The sequence below is a fragment of the Novosphingobium resinovorum genome (assembly GCF_001742225.1).
GTDB lineage: Bacteria > Pseudomonadota > Alphaproteobacteria > Sphingomonadales > Sphingomonadaceae > Novosphingobium > Novosphingobium resinovorum_A.
Genome location: NZ_CP017076.1, coordinates 635942 through 654934, shown reverse-complemented (window position 1 = coordinate 654934; position 18993 = coordinate 635942). Strand labels below are relative to the sequence as shown.

General features: G+C 62.6%; 14 protein-coding genes. 7 read left to right on the top strand and 7 right to left on the bottom strand.

From position 1 onward, the window contains the following. Window positions 1-99: 99 nt before the first annotated feature. From BES08_RS20415 to BES08_RS20390, 6 genes are all read right to left on the bottom strand, one after another. Window positions 100-1266 (bottom strand): FAD-dependent oxidoreductase, encoded by a 1167-nt coding sequence (locus BES08_RS20415; protein ID WP_069709412.1) that lies wholly within the window; start codon window positions 1264-1266, stop codon window positions 100-102. Between the two features lie 189 nt (window positions 1267-1455). Further along, window positions 1456-2811 carry a sugar MFS transporter gene (locus BES08_RS20410; protein WP_083274778.1) on the bottom strand — a complete coding sequence of 452 codons (1356 nt, stop codon included), beginning with the start codon at window positions 2809-2811 and terminating at the stop codon, window positions 1456-1458. Between the two features lie 17 nt (window positions 2812-2828). Further along, on the bottom strand, window positions 2829-3695 hold the full coding sequence (locus BES08_RS20405; protein WP_036527813.1) for a fumarylacetoacetate hydrolase family protein: 867 nt from the start codon (window positions 3693-3695) through the stop codon (window positions 2829-2831). Between the two features lie 36 nt (window positions 3696-3731). Next, complete coding sequence (locus BES08_RS20400; RefSeq protein WP_036527830.1) at window positions 3732-4577, bottom strand: alpha/beta fold hydrolase; 846 nt, start codon at window positions 4575-4577, stop codon at window positions 3732-3734. A 20-nt stretch (window positions 4578-4597) separates the two neighbouring features. Then, a complete protein-coding gene (locus tag BES08_RS20395) occupies window positions 4598-4996 on the bottom strand; it encodes a RidA family protein (protein ID WP_051586996.1) in 399 nt (132 codons plus the stop codon). A gap of 63 nt (window positions 4997-5059) precedes the next feature. After that, on the bottom strand, window positions 5060-5761 hold the full coding sequence (locus BES08_RS20390; protein WP_081799118.1) for a GntR family transcriptional regulator: 702 nt from the start codon (window positions 5759-5761) through the stop codon (window positions 5060-5062). Between the two features lie 242 nt (window positions 5762-6003). On the opposite strand from BES08_RS20390, the gene BES08_RS20385 reads away from it, so the two are divergent. Together BES08_RS20385 and BES08_RS20380 are read left to right on the top strand one after the other, a co-directional pair. Then, a complete protein-coding gene (locus tag BES08_RS20385; protein ID WP_051586994.1) occupies window positions 6004-8385 on the top strand; it encodes a glycoside hydrolase family 3 C-terminal domain-containing protein in 2382 nt (793 codons plus the stop codon). A 17-nt stretch (window positions 8386-8402) separates the two neighbouring features. Further along, entirely contained in the window at window positions 8403-9737 is a 1335-nt protein-coding gene (locus tag BES08_RS20380) for a uracil-xanthine permease family protein (RefSeq protein WP_162177406.1), read from the top strand. A 133-nt stretch (window positions 9738-9870) separates the two neighbouring features. On the opposite strand, the gene BES08_RS20375 is transcribed toward BES08_RS20380, so the two are convergent. Further along, window positions 9871-10869 (bottom strand): DODA-type extradiol aromatic ring-opening family dioxygenase, encoded by a 999-nt coding sequence (locus tag BES08_RS20375; RefSeq protein ID WP_036527808.1) that lies wholly within the window; start codon window positions 10867-10869, stop codon window positions 9871-9873. A gap of 29 nt (window positions 10870-10898) precedes the next feature. Between BES08_RS20375 and BES08_RS33035 the strand changes: the two genes are divergently transcribed. The 5 genes from BES08_RS33035 (at window position 10899) to BES08_RS20355 (ending at window position 18918) form a co-directional block, all read left to right on the top strand. Then, the gene (locus BES08_RS33035) at window positions 10899-11198 is read left to right on the top strand and encodes a hypothetical protein (protein WP_155986358.1); all 300 of its coding nucleotides are present in this window, start codon (window positions 10899-10901) and stop codon (window positions 11196-11198) included. A gap of 265 nt (window positions 11199-11463) precedes the next feature. Further along, window positions 11464-13659: a TonB-dependent receptor gene (locus BES08_RS20370; RefSeq protein ID WP_036527806.1), complete on the top strand. Its 2196-nt coding sequence runs from the start codon at window positions 11464-11466 to the stop codon at window positions 13657-13659. Between the two features lie 234 nt (window positions 13660-13893). Further along, on the top strand, window positions 13894-14919 hold the full coding sequence (locus BES08_RS20365) for an aldo/keto reductase (protein WP_069709411.1): 1026 nt from the start codon (window positions 13894-13896) through the stop codon (window positions 14917-14919). Window positions 14920-15468: 549 nt separating this feature from the next. Continuing rightward, window positions 15469-15888 carry an IS200/IS605 family transposase gene (gene tnpA / locus BES08_RS20360; RefSeq protein ID WP_036530815.1) on the top strand — a complete coding sequence of 140 codons (420 nt, stop codon included), beginning with the start codon at window positions 15469-15471 and terminating at the stop codon, window positions 15886-15888. A 534-nt stretch (window positions 15889-16422) separates the two neighbouring features. Then, window positions 16423-18918 carry a TonB-dependent receptor gene (locus tag BES08_RS20355; RefSeq protein ID WP_083274777.1) on the top strand — a complete coding sequence of 832 codons (2496 nt, stop codon included), beginning with the start codon at window positions 16423-16425 and terminating at the stop codon, window positions 18916-18918. Window positions 18919-18993: the final 75 nt, after the last annotated feature.

Genomic DNA, 18993 nt, shown 5'->3' with positions numbered 1-18993 from the left:
AACCCCACTTCAATCAAGTATACAGAAAGAGGTGCTGTGACTGTGCAGGTGAACTGCCTTTGCCGGCACAGTCACAAATTGCTTCAACTCTTACGTGGGTCAAACAGAGCAGACATATTCATGCAGCCACGAGAAGTTCTCGGGCAAGGCATTGAGAACAACCGCGCGCTTGTCGCGCTGAGGCCCTTCAGGCAGATGCAGGCATGCATTCAGATCGCGCGATGACTTCTGGATACGCTCGCCGCGCGCCTTGCGTTCGCCTTCGTAGGCAGCGAGCTTGGCGTCGATCGTGGCGATGCCGTCGTCCTTCATGACATGGGCCAGCGCGATGGCGTCCTCGAACGAGGAGATCGCGCCCTGTCCGTGGTGCGGTAGCATGCCGTGCGCGGCATCGCCGATCAGCACGCAGCGGCCGCGATGCCAACTGTCCATCAGGCTGACTTGGAACAGACCCCAGCGCTCGGACAGGGTGACGTGCTCCAGCAACTGGCCGACCGCCGGATCCCAGTCGTCGAACAAGGCGCGCACGGCTTCGGCGTCGGCGGGAACGCGCCATTCCTCGTGTTCCCACTGCTCGGGACCGTCGACGAAGACGACGATCGTGGTGTGCTTGAAATCCGGCCCGACCGGGAAATTCAGCACGTGCATGCCGTCGCCCATCCAGTCGGTGAACGAGCGCGGTTCGGGCAGCAGGTCGAGTTCCTCGGTCTTCGCAAGGCCGCGAAAGGCGCTGTTGCCGGTGAAGACCGGGCGCGCATCGGGATCGACGAACTTGCGGACCACCGACTTGATGCCATCTGCGCCCACGACGAGGTCGGCGGTGTCGCTGGTGCCGTCGGCCCAGTGCAGCACGGCGCCCTCGGCCGTGTCCTCGATGGTGATCAGCTGCTTGGCGAGGCGGATGTTGTCGGTGCCGAGCACTTCGAGCAGGGATGCCTGCAGGTCGGTGCGCAGGGCGCCGTAGTAGGGATAGCTGTAAGCGTCGCGGTACCAGTTGTCGCGGGCCAGCGACTGCTCGGCGGCGACGCTGCCATCCTCGTTGCGGAAGTAGGCGGCTTCGGTCTCGCAGGACTTCGCCGCCATCAGTTCGGCGATGCCCATTTCCTCGAACAGCCGCGTGCCGTTGGCCCAGAGCGAGATGCCTGCGCCCAGTTCGCCGATCTCGTGCGCCTGTTCGTAAAGCGTCACTTCGTGGTCACTGCCCCGCATGGCGGCTGCGAAGGCCAGTCCGCCCATTCCGGCTCCGACGACGGCAATCCTGGTCATGGTAATACTCCGATTGATAAGGGAAGTTGTGAGACGAGAGAAGTGAGGGTCGGGCGGCCGCGATCCCTCCGGCGCAGGCAAGGCTCCGCCTGTTGCGCCCGCGCGGCGGGTGCAAGGTGATGAAGGCAGGGTGATCGCGGCCGGGGCCGGTCCGGGTGGCCGCGCGGACGCGGCCGGATGTCTAGGGTGTCAGTTCAGTCCGATCGCGGGCACTTCCGCGTCGATGCGGGGGGTAGCGGCGCGGTCACGCATGGCCAGCATGCCGTAGAGTAGGATGCCGAAGTAGCAGGCCATCGGCACGATCGGCGCCAGTTCCAGGCCTGCCGCATCGGCGACCAGCCCGCTCAGCAGCGGCACAACGGCGCCGCCGACGATGGCCATGCAAACCAGCGCCGAACCGCGCGGGGTTTCCTCGCCCAGCCCTTCGATCGACAGGGTGAAGATGGTGGGGAACATGATCGAGTTGCACAGGCCCACCGCGACCAGCGCGCCTGCCGAGATCGACCCAGTGAGCGTCAGCGAACAGGCGATGAGCACCATCGCCACGCCCGCATGGATCGCCAGCAGCCGCCCGCCCGAGACGACCCGCAGCACGAAGGAGCCTACGAACCGGCCGGCCAGTGCCCCCAGCCAGTAGAGCGCGACGAACCCGGCCGCCGATGCCTCGGCCATCCCCAGGGTCTTGGGCAGGCCGAGATAGTTGATGAGGATGCTGCCGATCGAGACTTCGGCACCGACGTACAGGAACATCGCCGCGACGCCGAGCGCCAGCTTGGGATTACCCTGCAGCCAGGCGATGAGGGGCTGGCTGGTGCGTTTTGTCTTCTCCGTCCGGTCGAGGGGCAGGCGGATCTTGCCGCGCAGCGCCCAGCAGATCGCCGCCACCAGCACCAGCAGCGCCGCGATGGCAAGGAACGGGCGCTGCACGATCTGCGCCTCGGCGACTTGCGCGGCGTGGACGGCGGCGGCGTCATGGTGGTCGATCTTTCCGGCGGGAATGGCAGAGACCGCAAGGATCGTCGCCGCCCCGATCAGCGGTGCAACCGCTGTGCCGAGCGAGTTGAACGCTAGGCCCAGCGTCAGGCGGCTGTGCGCCCGCTCCGGCTTGCCCAGCGAGGCGATGATCGGATTGGCGCAGAGCTGGAAGATGTTGGTGCCGCCCGACAGCACGAACAGCGCGACGAGGAACGCCCAGTACGATCCGATCAGCGCGGCTGGGGCGAACAGCAGGCACCCCGCCGCCATCGTCGCGATGCCCAGCGCGGCGGCCTTCACGAAGCCGATCCGCGCGGTGATCATTCCGGCCGGGCCGGACACGACGAGATAGGCGAGGAAGAAGCTGAACTGCGTCAGCATCGCCTGCGTGTAGCTCAGGTCGAACAGCGACTTGAACTTGGGAACCAGCGTGTCGACGAGAACCGTCGCCACGCCGCCGGTGAAGTAGACCGTCGTGATCGCACCTGCGAGCACGCCCGTCGAAACCGGGGTCGAAAGTGGGGTCGTCGCGGCCGGGGCGGCGAACGGACCTGAGTTGGAAACCTGCATCGCTACCCCTTCCTGCGTCAGCCTACCGAGTTTTCGAGCACGCCGATCGGCTCGATCGTAACGGCTACCGCATCGCCTGCCTGAAGGAAGCGCGGCGGATCGAAGCCGATGCCCACCCCTGCGCACGTGCCGGTGGCGATGATGTCGCCCGGCTCCAGCGTCATCGTGGCCGAGATCGTCTCGATGATGGTGGGGATATCGAAGATCAGCTGCGAGACGCTGGCGTTCTGGCGCACTTCACCGTTAACCGCGGTGACCAGCTGCAACGCGCCCACATCGGGCACTTCGTCGGCGGTCACCAGCGTCGGGCCCATCGGGCAGAAGCCGTCGAGGTTCTTGCCAATGAACCACTGGCGATGGCGGTTCTGCAGCGTGCGCGACGTGACGTCGTTGACGATGGTATAGCCGAACACGTGCTCCATCGCCTTGGCCTTGGCGATGCCGCGTCCGCCCTTGCCGATCACCACCGCGAGTTCGCCCTCGTAGTCGACCGAGGCGGTCGGATCGAGGTGGCCGGGAATGACGCTGCCCGGCGCGGCGACGGTGGTGGACGCCTTGGTGAAGATGATCGGGAATTCGGGCTGCGCATCCTTGCCTGCGCTGGCGTCGAAGCCGCTCGAATGGAACTCGATCGCGTGGTCGTAGTAGTTCTTGCCGACGCAGAAGATGTTGCGCAGTGGCCGCTCGATCGGGGCGAGCACGTCCACATCGGCGAGAGGCACGGCAGCGGCGGAGCCGGCTGCGACTTGCGCTTCGATTTCGGCGAGCGCGGCGGGGCCGCCGGCGATGATGGCCTGGATGTCGCCGATGACGGGGACCACCGCGTCACCCTGAAGAACGCCGAGACGTGTCGTTCCGCCGACGGCGAAGGTGATGAATTTCATGTCTGTATCCTTGTGGCGATGTCGGAAGGCAGCGGGTCAGGCCGCCTGGGAAATCTCATGGGGAAAGAGGTGGTTGGCCGCGTTGAGCAGGGCTTCGGGCCGCTCCATCGCGACGCTGTGCGAACACCCGGCAAGCAGGTGGACGTCGGCGTGCGGTAGCTTTGCTGACAAGGCCATGGTGAGCGGCTCGATCGGGAAGCCCTGGTCCTGCCGCCCGTGCAGCATCGTAAGCGGGCAACGGATCGCGTCGATTTCCGCCTGTGTGAGCACCGTGGCATTGATGAAGCGCTGCTTGTCGCCGGAGAACATCTCGCCGAAATAGGCGCCGTAGCCCGGCATACGCAGCACGGCCTCGCGGTTGCGCAGGTACGTCTCGTCGATGAGCGTGTCATCGGCGATCAGTGTGCGCGCCGCCGCGATCAGCGCCTCGCGGTCCTCCGGGAACGTCCAGCACGTCACCGTCGCGTCGTTCAGGGGGTAGGGCGCCCCCATCGTACCGGTGGTCAGCACCTGCCCGACGCGCGGCTCGCTGGCCGCCAGCTTGAGCGCCAGCGCGCCCGAGATGGAGTGCCCGATGATGCCGATCTTCTCGCCCGGCATCTTCTCGATCATGGCCCGGCACTGGCGCAGCCAGAGCGGGAAGTCGAAATAGGGCCCCTGCGGCTTGCGGTCTGACCCGCCGAAGCCGATCAGGTCCATCGCATGGACGTGATAGCGCTGTGCCAGCGGTTCGAGCACCGAACGCCAGTTGCCGATGGTCGAGGCACCCGGCCCGGAGCCGTGGATCAGCAGGAGTGGATAGCCCGCCCCGCCGACCCGGTAGGAAACGTGGATGTCCTCGAACGTGAAGCCGGTGGTTTCGAAGCGCGTTTTCGTGCTCATCGCGCCGCTCACTCCCCCGCTCACAGGGCTGCGACCGTCTGGACCTCGATCAAAAACGGCTCTTTGACCAGGCGATCGATCATCAGCAGCGTGTTGGGGGGATAGATGCCGTTGGTGAAGAACTGCGGGAAGTTCTTCAGGCGAAAGTCCATGAAATTGGGAATGTCCTGCGAGTGGACGAGGTAGGTGGTGAACTGCACCACATTCTCCCAGCCCGCACCGGCGTCGGTCAGGGCGGCGTGGATATTGGCGAAGACCTGCGTCGCCTGCGCTTCGAAATCGCCTTCGCCGACGATCTCGTCGTTGGCATTGCCGGACAGCTGGCCGGCAATGAACAGGAATTCGCCCGCCTTCACCCGCGTCACCTGCGAGTACTGGCCCATCGGCGTGCCAAGAGACTTGGGATTGTAGATCGTCATATCGAGCACGAAACAGAACCTTTCTTGATGCGTGTTATCGAAGGCGATCTTTGCGGATCGCTGCTATCTTCTTCCCGGCCGCTTCGCGTCGGACTGACGCAGCCGCATGCCTTCGACGAGACGTTTCATCGTCCCCAGACAATGTTCGCGGGCCAGTTCGCCGGCGCGGATGGAATCCCGTGCCTTGAAGGCGTCGAACAGCGCGCGGTGTTCGTCGGCGGCGTCATCGACATGGCCGGTGACGTTGACTTCCACGCGCACGTAAGGCTCGGTGGCATCACGCAAGTTGATGACCGTCGCGGCCATGCGCTCGCGTCCGGCGCTGGCGATCAGGCGATTGTGGAACTGGCGGTTGAGATCGAGCCAGGTCGCCTGATGACCTTCCTCCGCCGGGTCCAGTCCTTCCATCTGGTCCAACAACGCGCCCACTTCGCGCACGTCCGCTTCGCTGCGGGCCCGCGATGCGACTTCCATCGCGTGCTGTTCCACCACCATGCGCAATTCGAAGACCTCGATGATCTCCATCAGGTCGAGCGAATTGACCGCGAAACCGCGGCGCGGACGCAGGACGATCATACCCTCGGCCTGAAGGCGGCTGAGCGCCTCACGCAAGGGCACGCGGCTTACGCTGTACTGACTGGCCAGCACTTCCTGGCGCAGTTCCTCACCCGGCGCAAAAGTGCCGTCGAGGATCGCATGCCGCAGCGATCGATAGAGGCGTTCGGGCAGGGACAGGTTCTCGCCCACCTCAAATGTAGTAGCCACTGAACTCTCCGGTGTAGATTGTATTCATATATGACGTGGCGGAGGTTCAGCGTCAACCGACAATGTATATTCTCGAAAATCCTTGATTTCAGGGCGAAGACACTCGCATTCTGAGTGCCGAGGCAGCCACTTAGGTGGTTTGCCCTTGACAAGAATCATTACGGTAGATTGTATTCAAAATCAAGAGCGATCCGATCCACCTTTCGGAATTGCCGCCAGATCACGCAAAAACAGGACCAGCGATGACCACGATGACGGTGACGAAAACGGTGATGGACACGATCGCCGCGATGACCCCGGCCGACAAGGCGGCGCTGCTGACGGGCCATGGCATGTGGCGTACACGTGCGCTGTCCGAACGCGGCGTTCCGGCCTTGCTGATGACCGACGGCGCCTATGGCGTGCGCTATTCCACCGAGCAGATCGACGATGCGCAGGAAGGCGGGCAGGATCTCGAACAGTTCCTTGCCGTGGTGAACACCCGCGCGCGCGACATGGAAGCCGCTTTCGGTACGACCCGACCGGCGACCTGCTTCCCCAACGGTTCGGCGATCGCGTGCAGCTGGGATGTCGACATGGCCCGCGCGCTGGGCGCGACGCTGGCGGCCGAATGCCGCGCGTTCGACGTCAACATCCTGCTCGGCCCCGGCATCAATACCCGCCGCACGCCGCTGGGCGGGCGCAGCTACGAATACTATTCGGAAGACCCCGTCGTCAGCGGCGATTTCGCCACCGGCGTCGTTTCGGGCCTGCAGGACAACGGCGTGGGCGCCTCGCTCAAGCACTTCGCCTGCAACAATTCCGAAGTTGAGCGCACCACGATGGATTCGGTGGTCGATCCGCGCGCGCTCCGCGAAATCTACCTGCTGGGCTTCGAGCGCGTCGTGCGCCGCGCGCAGCCGTGGACGGTCATGAGTTCGTACAATCGCCTCAACGGCGTGCAGACGTCTGCTGATCTCTGGTTGCTGACCGACCTGCTGCGTGACGAATGGGGCTTCGAAGGCGTCGTCGTTTCCGACTGGCACGGGATCAAGGACCGTCCCGCCTCGCTGCTGGCGGGCAATGACCTCGACATGCCCGAGAACGCCAGCCGGCACCGCGCGCTGCTCGCCGCGATCGAGGACGGCAGCCTGCCCGCCGAAGCGATCGACCGTGCCTGCGCCCGCGTGTTGCGACTGGTCGAGATGGCGACCGAAAAGGCCGGGCCGGTGACCCCCTTCGATCCCGATGCACACCACGAAGTCGCCCGCGCGATGGCGGCGGAATCGATCGTCCTGCTGCGCAATGAAGACGCCATGCTGCCGCTGCAGTGTGAAGGCCTGAGCCGGATCGCGGTGATCGGCGAGGGGGCTAAGCGGCCCGTCATCCAGGGTTCTGGCTCGGCGACCACCGCGCCGACCCGCGTCGACATTCCCTTCGACGAAATCGTGCGCATCGCTGGTGAGGGCGTGCAGGTCGATTTCCTGCGCGGCTACGATCACGACGGCGCCGAACTGGAAGCCCTGCGTGCCGAGGCGGTCGCGGGCGTTGCCGGGGTGGACGTTGCCGTCGTCTTCGTGACCACCGATTCGACCGAGGACGGCGAGGGCGCCGACCGCAAGGATCTGGCGCTCGCCGCCGGACACGATGCGCTGATCCAGGCGCTGGCGGATACCGGCGTGCCCGTGGTCGTCGTGCTCACCAACCCTGATGCCGTCGTCATGCCCTGGCTGGGTAATGTACACGCCGTGGTAGAAACTTTCTTCGCCGGGCAGGGCATGGGCGGCGCGCTGGCCGAGATTCTGTTCGGCCTGCGCAACCCCTGCGGGAAACTGACCGTCACCTTCCCGCAGCGCATGGAGGACATTCCCGGCTTCCTCACTTATCCGGGCGAGGGCGGGGTGCACCGCTATGTCGAGGGCATCTTCGTCGGTTACCGCCATTACGACCGCCGCAAGGTGGAACCGCTGTTCCCGTTCGGCTTCGGGCTCAGCTACACGCAGTTCGCCTATTCAGACCTCGTCGTCGAAACGCCGGTGCTGGATGCCGAAGAGGACCTTCATGTGCGTCTCAGCGTCACCAACACCGGCGCGGTCGCAGGCAAGGAGATCGTCCAGCTCTATCTCGGCTTCCCCGACAGCAAGGTTCATCGCGCCGACCGCGAACTGAGGGCCTTCGCCAAGGTCGCCCTGGCACCGGGCGAAACGCGCGAGGTTCGCCTGCGCGTCGCCGCGCGCGACTTGTGCTTCTTCGATCCGGAGCTGAACAAGTGGCGCCTCGAAGCGGGCCGCATCCGCGTCGAGGCGGGTGCATCCTCGCGCGATATTCGGGTGACCGGCGAGGCGGAAGTGGTGCTCCCGCATGTCTATCACCGCCCGCTGCGCATCGACAGCGAGCCCAAACACGTCCTCGCCAACCCGGTCGCGCGCCGCCATTTCGAGGCGTTTCTGGCCGAGAAACTGGACCTCACCCCCGACGCGGCGAAAGCGATGCTGGCCTATACCAGCACCTCGTTCTTCGGTATTCGCACGACGCTGAACTACTTCTTCCGGCAGGACCTGGACCGTGCGGAGATCGCGGAGATCGTCGCGCGCATCAACGCAGAGCCGGACATGGCCGCCCCCGCCGCCGAGCCGGTGAGCTGACGATGGCAGGCGCCCCAGTGAGCAGCGCGCCAGCGCTGGAAGTCGGCTTCGAAGACAGGATCGGCTTTGCGCCGACTCTGTTCTTTGCGGCACAGCATCTGCTGGCGCTGACCGGGGTATGGGTGTTTCCCTCCATCATCGGCACGATTTTGGGCCTGTCGCTGATCCAGACCAGCCACATCGTCCAGGCCTGCCTCTTCACCACCGGCGTCGTGACGCTGCTCCAGTCGGGGCGGATGTTGCGGCTGCCGGTGGTGCAGGGGCCGACCGGCGTGTTCCTGATGACGACGATCGCGGTCGCACAAGCTTACGGGCTCGATGCGGTGTATGGATCGATGCTGGCGGCGGCGTGCCTGTTCGCGCTGCTGGCGCTGCCGATACCGGGGCTGGACCTTATCGGCAGGCTGACGCGCAGTGCCGCCAACCCGATCGTCTATGCCATGCTGCTGGTCATCGTGGGCGTGCAGCTGTCGAGCGTCGGGCTGGCCAACTGGTTCGGTCCGGACCCCGCTGCGCCCCAACTGGTGTCGTTCCTGCTGGCGTCGTTTTCGGCGCTGACAGTGATCGCCTGCCTCGTGTTTGGCGGTCAGGGGCTGGTCAAGAAGGGCGGTCTCGTCATCGGTGTCGCTGCCGGATCGGCGGCGGCTGCGCTGATGGGGCAGTGGCAGCTTCCGGCGCTGGGCGAGGTCACGCCGCTGGGTCTGCCCGCCCTCGCGCCGTTCGGGCTGAAAGTGGTGCCCGCAGCTGTCTTCGTGATGGTCTTCGCGTTCCTTCACGCCTCGATAGAGACGGTGGGCATGTATTCCGTGCTGTGCAGCTGGGCGGGGCGCCCGCTGACGCGCGCAGTCGCCAACCAGGGGCTGTTCGTCGAGTATCTGGGCTGCGCGGCGGGCGCGCTGTTCGGCGGCCTGGGCACGACCTCCTATCCCGAGAACATCGCCATCATCCGCGTCTCGCGCGTGGGCAGCCGGTTCGTGACGATGACGGCGGGTGCGCTGGCGATCGCGCTGAGCATGCTGCCGCAACTGGCGCTCCTCATCGCAAGCATTCCCGCGCCCGTGATCGGTGCGGTCTCGACGATCCTGTTCGGCATTATCGCCGTCAACGGTATCCAGATGGCGCGCGAGATCGAGTGGGACGACCTCAACATCGCGGTCGCCGCGCCCGCCTTCATCCTCGCTTCGGGAGCCTTGTTCCTGCCCGACCCGGTAAAGGCGCGGCTGCCCGCCTACCTGCTGCCTCTGCTGTCGCAGCCGATGGTGATCGGTTCGATGCTGCTGATCGTGCTCAATCTGCTGGTCAACGACATCGTGCGACCGCTGATCGAGCGCGAAGCGCAGGGCGCTGCCTGACGAATAGGAAAAAGCCCGCGCGCCGCCAAGGCTGCACGGGCATTCGCCATCCCGCTACCGGCCGGCGCGCAACCGGTCTCGCGGGAGATGACGGGGCGAAGGTCTCCTCCCTCTTCGCCCCGTCATCGTTGCTTCACGCAGGCTCGTCGTAAGCGGCGTAGCTCATGCCGGTGATCCATTCGGGCACCGGTTCGTAGGCGATGTAATCCGCCTTGGCGCCGTTCATCGCGCCCATCAGCGCGACCCAGTTCAATGCTTCGTGACCGCCATGGCCGCCGCGTTCCTCGACTTCGTCGTACGTCAGCGCGCGCATGTAGCCGATATCGCCTTCCTCGAACTTCTCCAGCATCTCGCGGTCCCAGTGCTCGTTGAGCAGGGGGTGCTGGAAGCCGAGCGGCCACTGCATCTTGCCCATCATCTCGATCTCGTACTTGGCGAGATCCGAATAGAGGCCGGGATCGTCGACCAGGCTGCCCTTGCCCTCGGTCTGGTAGCGCTTCATGCGCTGCAGGAATTCATCGTCCTCGGGCGCGCCTTCGGTCCAGACCGGCGGCCAGTGCGAGAGACCGCCGGTGGCGAGCAGGAACACGCGGCGGTCGTCCGGCATCGCCTCGATCGCGGCGCGCACGGCAAGGCCAAGGTCGTAGGCGCGCCAGTACGGCATCAGCGGGGGCGAGAAGACGTTGATGTAGACCGGCACCACCGGCATGTCGAACGTGGGCTGGATGAAGCGCAGCGGCATCATCAGGTTGTTGCCGTATTCGATGGCGCCCATGCGCGCGGCCTCGAAGCCGCGGTGCACCAGCTCGCGCAGCAGATGCTCGCCCATCGCCGGGTCCGAGGGGATCGCGTGCTGTTCGTCGAAGCGCAGCGCTTCCATCATGTATTCCGCCGGACCGACGTGCGAATCCGCGATGCCGACGCCGAGCGAGGGCAGCAGGTTGCGGAAGTGGTTCTCGAAATGGTCGTCGAGGAAGGCAACGATCACATCGGGTTTGGCCGCCTCCAGGCGCTCGCGCAGGGTTTCGTGAATGGCCGTAAGCCGCGCGCGCTGGTCGGTGGGCGGGGCATCGGGCCAGCCGAGCGCCCCCGGCACGTGGGACATGCTGATACCACCAACGATTCTGGCCATATGAATTTTCCTCGGGATTTCGTGAACGGTTGAGCCTGGCGGTCGCCACACATCCGGAGCGATCGGCCGTTGCGGGGACAACCTTCCAGACAACGCGCGCGAGTGCAAGAATTTTATACAAACTACAATTGTTGCAGGATCGTCCGCCGGTAGCGGTGCTGACAGTTGCGTCAAATGACCTATTCCCGGGCTATCCGGCGTCGGATATCGCGATTTCCAGGGCGAAGATCGGCTCGGATTCGCATCCAATGCTGCGCACCGCGCTTTACGAAATATTGCAGAAAACATATATAATCATGGTGTTAACGGGAATTCCTGCAGTTCCATGATTTTCGGTTGACACCGATCTTTATTAGTAGATTGTATTCAGTGTGACGACGGCATTAAGGACCGGCAGGCAGGCCGCCTGCGCTGGCAACCTGCGTGCACGGTCACAGTCAGGACGATGGAGCCGCCTGCGGCTTCCGGGAAAAAAGCGAGCCGGGACCAGCCCGGACACATCAACATCTTCCGACCAACACGAGATCACGCGCTGCCAGCGCGTGTCAGGGAAAGCGGCTGCCGATCCGGCACCAACACGAGGGCTAATCGACAATGAATCGATCCAGGAATTTTCTGCTCGCGGCAAGTACATGCGCGCTCGCGCTGATGGGCTCGCAGGCGGCGTCCGCGCAATCGGCCGAAGCATCCGCCGACACCGGAACCGGCCTCGGCGACATCGTGGTGACCGCTGAGAAGCGTCCCACCCTGCTGCAGAAGACCCCGCTCGCGATCTCGGTCATCGATGCGGAGGCGATCAAGGCCAACGGCGTCGGCAACCTGCAGGATCTGGCGGGCGTGGCGCCGGGCTTCAACTTCTCCAACAACGGCGCGCAGACGATCCTGACCGTGCGCGGCGTCTCCAGCCGCGATACCAGCGAGATCGGCGATCCGGCCGTGGCGCTGAGCATCGACGGCATCTACTTCCAGCGCGCGCTGGGCCTCAACGCGACGATGTTCGACGTCGAGCGGATCGAGGTGCTGCGCGGACCGCAGGGCACGCTGCTGGGCCGCAACTCCACCGGCGGCTCGATCAACATCGTCTCGGCCAAGCCGGTCGACCACTTCGAGGCCAACGTCTCGGGCGAGATCGGCAACTACGACACGTTCATCACCCAGGGCATGGTGAACCTGCCGGTCACCGACACGCTGCAGGTGCGCGCCGCGTTCCAGACCCGCGACCACAGCGGCTACCGCAACAACCCGGTCGGCCGCGACGGCGACGACGAGCGCAGCAAGGCCGCGCGCCTGAGCGTGCTGTTCAAGCCGACCGACCGGCTCACCATCGACCTGATCGGCGAATATTCGCACCTTGGCGGCGTCGGCCCCGTGCGTCAGGGCATCACCCCGGTCACCGGCGCCGACGGCGAGCCGGACATCACGGTGAAGCCGCCGATCCCCGGCGACGGCAAGAGCTGGTCGCAGACCGATGGCGCCTACGTGAAGGGCGACACCTACTTCCTGCGCTGGAACGCGGATTACGATCTCGACTTCGCGACCGTCACCTACCTCGGCGGCTACCGCAACCTCGATTACACCCGCAACGCGCTCGACGAGCCGGTCTACGGCAGCAATCGCCAGAACATGACCTTCTTCCAGCACGAGAAGCCCGTGACCTGGAACCATGAAGTGCGCCTGACTTCGCAACTGGACGGGCCATTCCGCTTCCAGGTCGGCGGCTTCTACTTCCGCGAAAAGAACTCGGTCGACGCGCAGTTCCGCGACTATCCAGGCAAGAATGCCGTCATCGGCGATTACGTGCTGCTGGCGCGCTACTATTATCCCGACACTGTCACCACTTCGCGCGCGGTGTTCGGCCAGGCGGCCTACAAGCTCACCGACCAGCTCGAAGTCGAGGGGGGTATCCGCTACACCCATGACAAGAAGCATCGCTCCGGCTCGTACACCTCGACCGATGGCGATGCCTATCTCGAGACGGGCGCGATCAATTACGAGAGCGGCGACCAGTACGGCCGTTCGAGCGACAAGGTCACCACCTACCACGCCGGGCTGAACTACCAGTTCACGCCGCAGAACATGGCGTACTTCAAGTTCGACACCGGCTTCAAGTCGGGCGGCTTCACCGACAATTCGGCCTATGGTCCGGAAAAGATCACGTCCTACGAGATCGGCCTCAAGAACCGCTTCTTCGGCGGCACGTTGCAGGTCAACGTCGATGCGTTCTGGTACGATTACAAGGACCAGCAGGTCTCGCAGTTCATCATCCGCGACGACGGCTTCTCCTCGATCGACGTCTACAACGCGGGCAAGTCGCGCTACAAGGGCGTGGAAGCGGACGTGACCTGGCTGGCGACCCCGGCCGATCACTTCGATGCCTATGTCGCCTATGTCCACGCCGAGTACACCGACTTCGCGGTGGCGGACGGCGACGGCAATCTCCAGCTTGCCGGAAACGTGCCGCCACAGGCGCCGCGCTGGTCGGCGAACTTCGGGTACAGCCACGATTTCGACCTGGGCTTCGGCACGCTGACCGCACGGGCGCAGACGCACATCGAATCCAAGTCCTACTTCAGCTTCTACAACTGGGATTCGGAGAAGCAGAGCGGCTACACCAAGTCCGACCTGATGCTGACCTACAAGCCCGCCGACAAGGCATGGTCGGTGGAAGCTTATGTCCGCAATCTGGAGGACAAGCTGATCCTGACCGGCACCGGCCCGGCCAGCACGCAGATTGCCTATCAGTACGCCGCGCCGCGCACTTATGGGATCCGCGCCAGCTTCGACTTCTGAAGTCGAAAGTTCATTCTCATTCCCACCTCTAAGTCTTCAGGGGTGTGCCCCTGAAGATATTTTTTGGAGGATGCACTTCATTGAGGGCAGGTTGTTTTTAATGCCAATAAATTTGCGTTATGTTAAGGGTTTTATGATTAAGTACTTTTCATACATTAATAGGTTTCGCGATGTATCAAGATATACGAGATATATTGGCAAAAGATAACTGCTCGAACGTTGAGAAATAACGCTATGTCCTTGACGACACCTTGGAATGCCAATCCTGATCGTTACGATGGACACATGATCTACCGCCGGTGCGGGCGGTCCGGGCTGGATCTTCCGATTATTAGCTTGGGCTTATGGCAGAATTTCGGGGGAACCGATGTCTTCGAGACCTCCCGTGCCATGTTGCGGCGAGCCTTTGATCGAGGGGTAACCCATTTCGATCTCGCGAACAATTACGGCGTACCATACGGGTCTGCGGAAGAGAATTTCGGTCGCCTGCTTGCGTCTGATTTTGCCTCGCATCGTGATGAATTGATCATTTCAAGCAAGGCAGGCTGGGACATGTGGCCGGGACCATATGGCCAAGGTGGCGGGGGACGAAAGTATCTCATTGCTTCATGCGAACAGAGTTTGAAGCGCATGGGCCTGGACTATGTCGATATCTTTTATTCCCATCGGTTCGACCCGGATACGCCGCTGGAAGAAACGATGGGGGCGTTGGCTCACTTGCATCGACAGGGAAAGGCGCTTTACGTCGGAATATCGAGCTACACGGCCGAGCAAACAAAGGAGGCCGTGCGTATCCTCTCTGCCATGGGTGTTCATCTGGTCATACATCAGCCGAATTATTCTTTGCTGAACCGTTCGATTGAAACGGAACTGCAAGAGGTGCTTGGTGATGCGGGGATGGGGTGCATCGCTTTCTCTCCTCTCGCGCAAGGGTTGCTTACCAACAAATATCTAAATGGTGTTCCCGGTGATGCGCGAGGTGCACGATCCGGGTCTTTCAAGAAGGAATTGCTTGCTCCAGAGACTATGGATCGCATCCGCAGTCTGCACTCGATCGCGGAAGATCGCGGCCAGACGCTTGCTCAGATGGCGATCGCCTGGGTTCTCCGCGATCCGCGGATGACTTCTGCTCTCATCGGGGTAAGAACGGTTAACCAACTCAATGATTCGCTTGATGCAATAAATCGGCTCGATTTCGAGCATTCTGAACTGGACGCTATCGAACGCCTACTCGGCACACCGGAATCACGCCGCCGTTGACACTATTGCGCGCATTGGGGTCCGTCGCGCACGGTGCGATTGCCCGGCTCTTATCGCATATAAAGAAGGGCGTAGGAGCGACGCGTCCACATGGCAGATACGATAGGCGACACTTCAGGCGCGAGCCTAGTGAACAAAATTCCGCTTTGTATACGTTGGACTACGAGGACGGACGAGCAATTCTCTATCAGCTACCCCAATTTTCCGCCAACTGATGCTTGCCATCGGTTCGTTAACGGCCTTTCCGCAATTAGGATCGCCGTAATCTGCAGTCTATGACTGGGATGGGCGCGTAACAGCCGGTCGGCTTCGAAGAACTCTGTCAGCAGCTTCTGTCAGGAGTAGGCCCTCGCGGCCGCTGATCGAAGCGACAGGGTCTGGTCGGATACTCCGATATCCGTTTAGAGTCCTCTTTCGGGGAGGAACCCCTCCGACTTCCAGTCGGATACTGGCTTCAGCCGTAGACTCGCGTGCAAGCCTGTAACCTCGGGAAAAACGGAAGACCGCCTGAAGGGCGTAAGTCTTCCGTTTTTCCCGAGGTTACAGGCTATGCGCTACAAGAGCGGTTGTCACACGACATTCCATCATCGCTATCATCTCGTCTGGGCACCCAAGTATCGCTTCAAGGTGCTCCATGGCGACGTGCGCCTGCGGGTCCGGGAAATTATCAGGCAAGTTTGCGCCGAGATGGGCGTGACGATCATCAATGGGGCACTGTCGAAGGACCACGTGCACATGTTCGTCGAAATCCCGCCGCACGTTTCCGTCAGCGATTTCGTCCGCCGTGCCAAGGGGCGATCGTCACGGAAAATCCAGCAGGAGTTCGAGCACATCCGCAAGCGGTATTGGGGGCAACGCTTCTGGCAACGCGGCTACTTCTCGACTACCTCCGGCAACATCACCGATGACATCATCATGCGGTATCTCGAAAAGCATACCCACAAGGATGGCTTCAGCCCCGCCGCATGATCCTACCGGCGTCAGCCGGTCAGTCATTCAGCTCAGCCAAGCGACCTTTAGCGATCGTTCAGAAAACGCCGCCGAGTCTAAAACTGAACTAGCAGATGCGTGAAATCGGCGTGGCGATCCTCGCAAGATCACCTCGGTTGGAGGCCATGATTCGAAGGCATCGCCCGATGGTTGGATAGCTTCGTAACTGGTGCAATTCGGGGCCTAAAGCGGCAACGCGCAGGCTTACGCCCGCACCTCACAGGTGCGGCAATTCGATGGCATGAGCATCGCGTCAGTGCCGGGAATTACGGACCCGGCACTTATGTTTCCAAACATTAGTTAGAATTTGTTGACTTGGGCCGCCTGCCCACGCAGTCTGAATGGAAGAAGGCATACCGGACGCATTCTCGTGCTCCGGATTTGGCCGAGACGGGAGAGTGGCGATGGCGTGCAATGGGCGGCGCCAAGGCATTGAAGCGATCGCAGGCACGCCCGGAATGTATCTGGCACATCGCTTTCCAATAAAAATCAATATGCCAATGGGGAGATCATATGAATATAAATAGATGGTGTTGTGGCACTGCTCTTTTTGTCCTTTGTACGGCGAGCTATCCTGCTTTTGCCCAGTCGCATACAACGCAGGTCGTCTCCGAAGACAGCGCGGCAGATATCATCGTCACGGCTCGGCGCGTCGAAGAACGACTGCAGGACGTGCCGATCTCGATCACCGCGTTCAGCCAGCAGCAGCTCGCCAATCGCAACATCGTCTCTGCTGGCGACATTGCCATCTATACTCCGTCGCTATCGACCAACAGTAGGTTCGGCGCGGAAAAGACATCCTTCGCGATACGCGGCTTCAACCAGGATGCCGGCGCCGCGCCTTCGGTAGGGGTGTACTTCGCCGATGCACCGGCACCCCGCGTTGTCTCCAGCACCGCAGCGGGCAATGGCGCGGGACCGGGGTCATTCTTCGACTTGCAGAACCTGCAGGTTCTCAAGGGGCCGCAGGGCACACTGTTCGGCCGCAATACCAGCGGAGGGGCCGTCATCATCGTACCGCAGCGGCCGACCGATGCGCTTGAGGGCTATGTCGAAGGCTCGCTCGGCAATCACGAGTTGCGCCGTATCCAGGCCGTGGTCAATGTCCCGGTCGCCGACACCCTCCGCGTTCGAGTAGGGCTTGACCGGCAGACCCGCCAAGGTTTCATGAAGAGCGTCTCGGGCATCGGTCCAAGCCATTTCAACGACATCGACTATTGGGCTGGACGTGTCAGCGTCGTCGCCGACATCACGCCCAATCTCGAAAACTACACCGTCGGCACGTACAGCAAGTCCGATACCAATGGTTCGCTGCCGCGCGTGTTTGCTTGCAACCGCAGCCAGGCGGCAACTTCGGCGCTTGTCGCGCTGCAATGCGGGCAAGTCGACAGAGGCTCCGATCGCGGTTTCCATACTGGCGAGGCCGGTCTTTTGCCGCCCTTTCAGAAAGTCGAGCAATGGCAAGTGGTCAACACCACCACCTGGGTTCCGGCTGACACCCTGACGATCAAGAACATCTTCGCCTATTCGCAGTTCCGCGAATCCACGCGAGGGACCGTTTACGGCGAAAACCTTGAGATCGTCAGCGGCCCCAATGCCGGTACCAATGCGGTGCGGGTATTCTCGAACCCGTTTCCCGGCCTCAACACCGCTTCGGGCGCTACGCTTACGGAGGAACTGCAGTTCCAGGGCTCCGCGCTTGGCGATCGGCTGACCTGGCAGGCAGGCGCATACATGGAGCGCAACACCCCGCTGGGCTTTGCCGGGATCGTTTCGACGAACACGGCATCGTGCACCGGAACTGACGCGTTCCTGGGGTGCGGCCCGTTCACTCCCGCCGCAGGTGCGCCAGCGGCAACGACAACGCTGACAGCACGTGTCAACAAGTACTACCTGCAGGACTATGCGCTCTATTCGCAGGCCACGTTCAAGCTCAACAGCAAGTTGAGCGTCACAGGCGGTATCCGTTACACGTGGGATCGTTATCAGCTCACCAGCCGCCAGATGAACTATGCGCCGGTGCCTCCGACCGCCAATCCGCCAGTCGGCTATTGCGTCGATGGCTTTCGCTTCGGATCGCGCGGCAGTGCGACGAACCCGGGCACGCTGACTGTCGAACAGTGCCAGACCCACCTGACCGGGCACTCGCAGGCCCCGACATGGCTGATCGATCTTGATTACAAGCCTGTCGAGGACGTGCTGCTCTACGCCAAGTATGCCAGGGGCTACCGGCAGGGACAGCTCAAGGCGGAAGGCTACGGCCAAGAAGCGTTTGAACCCGAAAAGATCGACAACTATGAAATCGGCCTGAAGACCAGCTGGCGTGGCGCAGTGCGTGGAACGTTCAATATTGCGGGCTTCTACAACGATTTCAGCAACCAGCAGATCACTGCCGCCGGCTTCCTGCGCACGCCCGGGACGACGCCTGCGCAGTTGATCGTCAATGCCGGAAAGTCCACGATCAAGGGCATCGAGGTGGATGCGTCCATCACACCTTTTCATGGTTTTACCCTCGATGCGGCCTATGCCTATCTTGACACTGATGTGAAGTCGCTGACGGTCCCGCCGCCGGACATCGTCTTCTCGGCCATTACGCTGAGCGGCGCGCGGGTTGGCTATCCGCTGACATACTCACCCAAAAACAAACTTACGGTTACTGGCACGTATACGCTGCCGCTGCCTGAGGGCTACGGCAAGCTGTCGGTGGGCGTGACCTACTCGCATATCGATAGCCAGTACGCGAACTATCAGGACACTCCGGCGTTCCTTGCTGGGGCAATCCCGTATGATTACGGAAAGCTGCCCGCGCTCGACCTGGTCAATCTCAACGTGAACTGGGGTTCTGTTGCGGACATGCCGGTGGACCTGGCGCTGTTCGTGACCAACCTCACCAAGCGCAAGTATTACAATGCGACCTTTGGGGGTTATCCCAGCTTCGGCATCGAGGGCGGCGCGGTCGGCGAGCCGCGCATGATCGGCGTGCGACTGAAGTATCGCTTCGGGAACTGAGCAGAACCGGCATGACGCCGGGCTTACTGCCGGAACGGGGAAAGGGCTCCGCCATCGCGCAGCCCTTTTTCGTTG

Excerpts from the sequence above, each read along its gene's own strand:
- BES08_RS20415 (WP_069709412.1), bottom strand. The coding sequence starts at position 1,266 with ATGACCAGGATTGCCGTCGTCGGAGCCGGAATGGGCGGACTGGCCTTC.
- BES08_RS20410 (WP_083274778.1), bottom strand. The coding sequence starts at position 2,811 with ATGCAGGTTTCCAACTCAGGTCCGTTCGCCGCCCCGGCCGCGACGACC.
- BES08_RS20405 (WP_036527813.1), bottom strand. The coding sequence starts at position 3,695 with ATGAAATTCATCACCTTCGCCGTCGGCGGAACGACACGTCTCGGCGTT.
- BES08_RS20400 (WP_036527830.1), bottom strand. The coding sequence starts at position 4,577 with ATGAGCACGAAAACGCGCTTCGAAACCACCGGCTTCACGTTCGAGGAC.
- BES08_RS20395 (WP_051586996.1), bottom strand. The coding sequence starts at position 4,996 with ATGACGATCTACAATCCCAAGTCTCTTGGCACGCCGATGGGCCAGTAC.
- BES08_RS20385 (WP_051586994.1), top strand. The coding sequence starts at position 6,004 with ATGACCACGATGACGGTGACGAAAACGGTGATGGACACGATCGCCGCG.
- BES08_RS20375 (WP_036527808.1), bottom strand. The coding sequence starts at position 10,869 with ATGGCCAGAATCGTTGGTGGTATCAGCATGTCCCACGTGCCGGGGGCG.
- BES08_RS20370 (WP_036527806.1), top strand. The coding sequence starts at position 11,464 with ATGAATCGATCCAGGAATTTTCTGCTCGCGGCAAGTACATGCGCGCTC.
- BES08_RS20365 (WP_069709411.1), top strand. The coding sequence starts at position 13,894 with ATGTCCTTGACGACACCTTGGAATGCCAATCCTGATCGTTACGATGGA.
- tnpA (WP_036530815.1), top strand. The coding sequence starts at position 15,469 with ATGCGCTACAAGAGCGGTTGTCACACGACATTCCATCATCGCTATCAT.
- BES08_RS20355 (WP_083274777.1), top strand. The coding sequence starts at position 16,423 with ATGAATATAAATAGATGGTGTTGTGGCACTGCTCTTTTTGTCCTTTGT.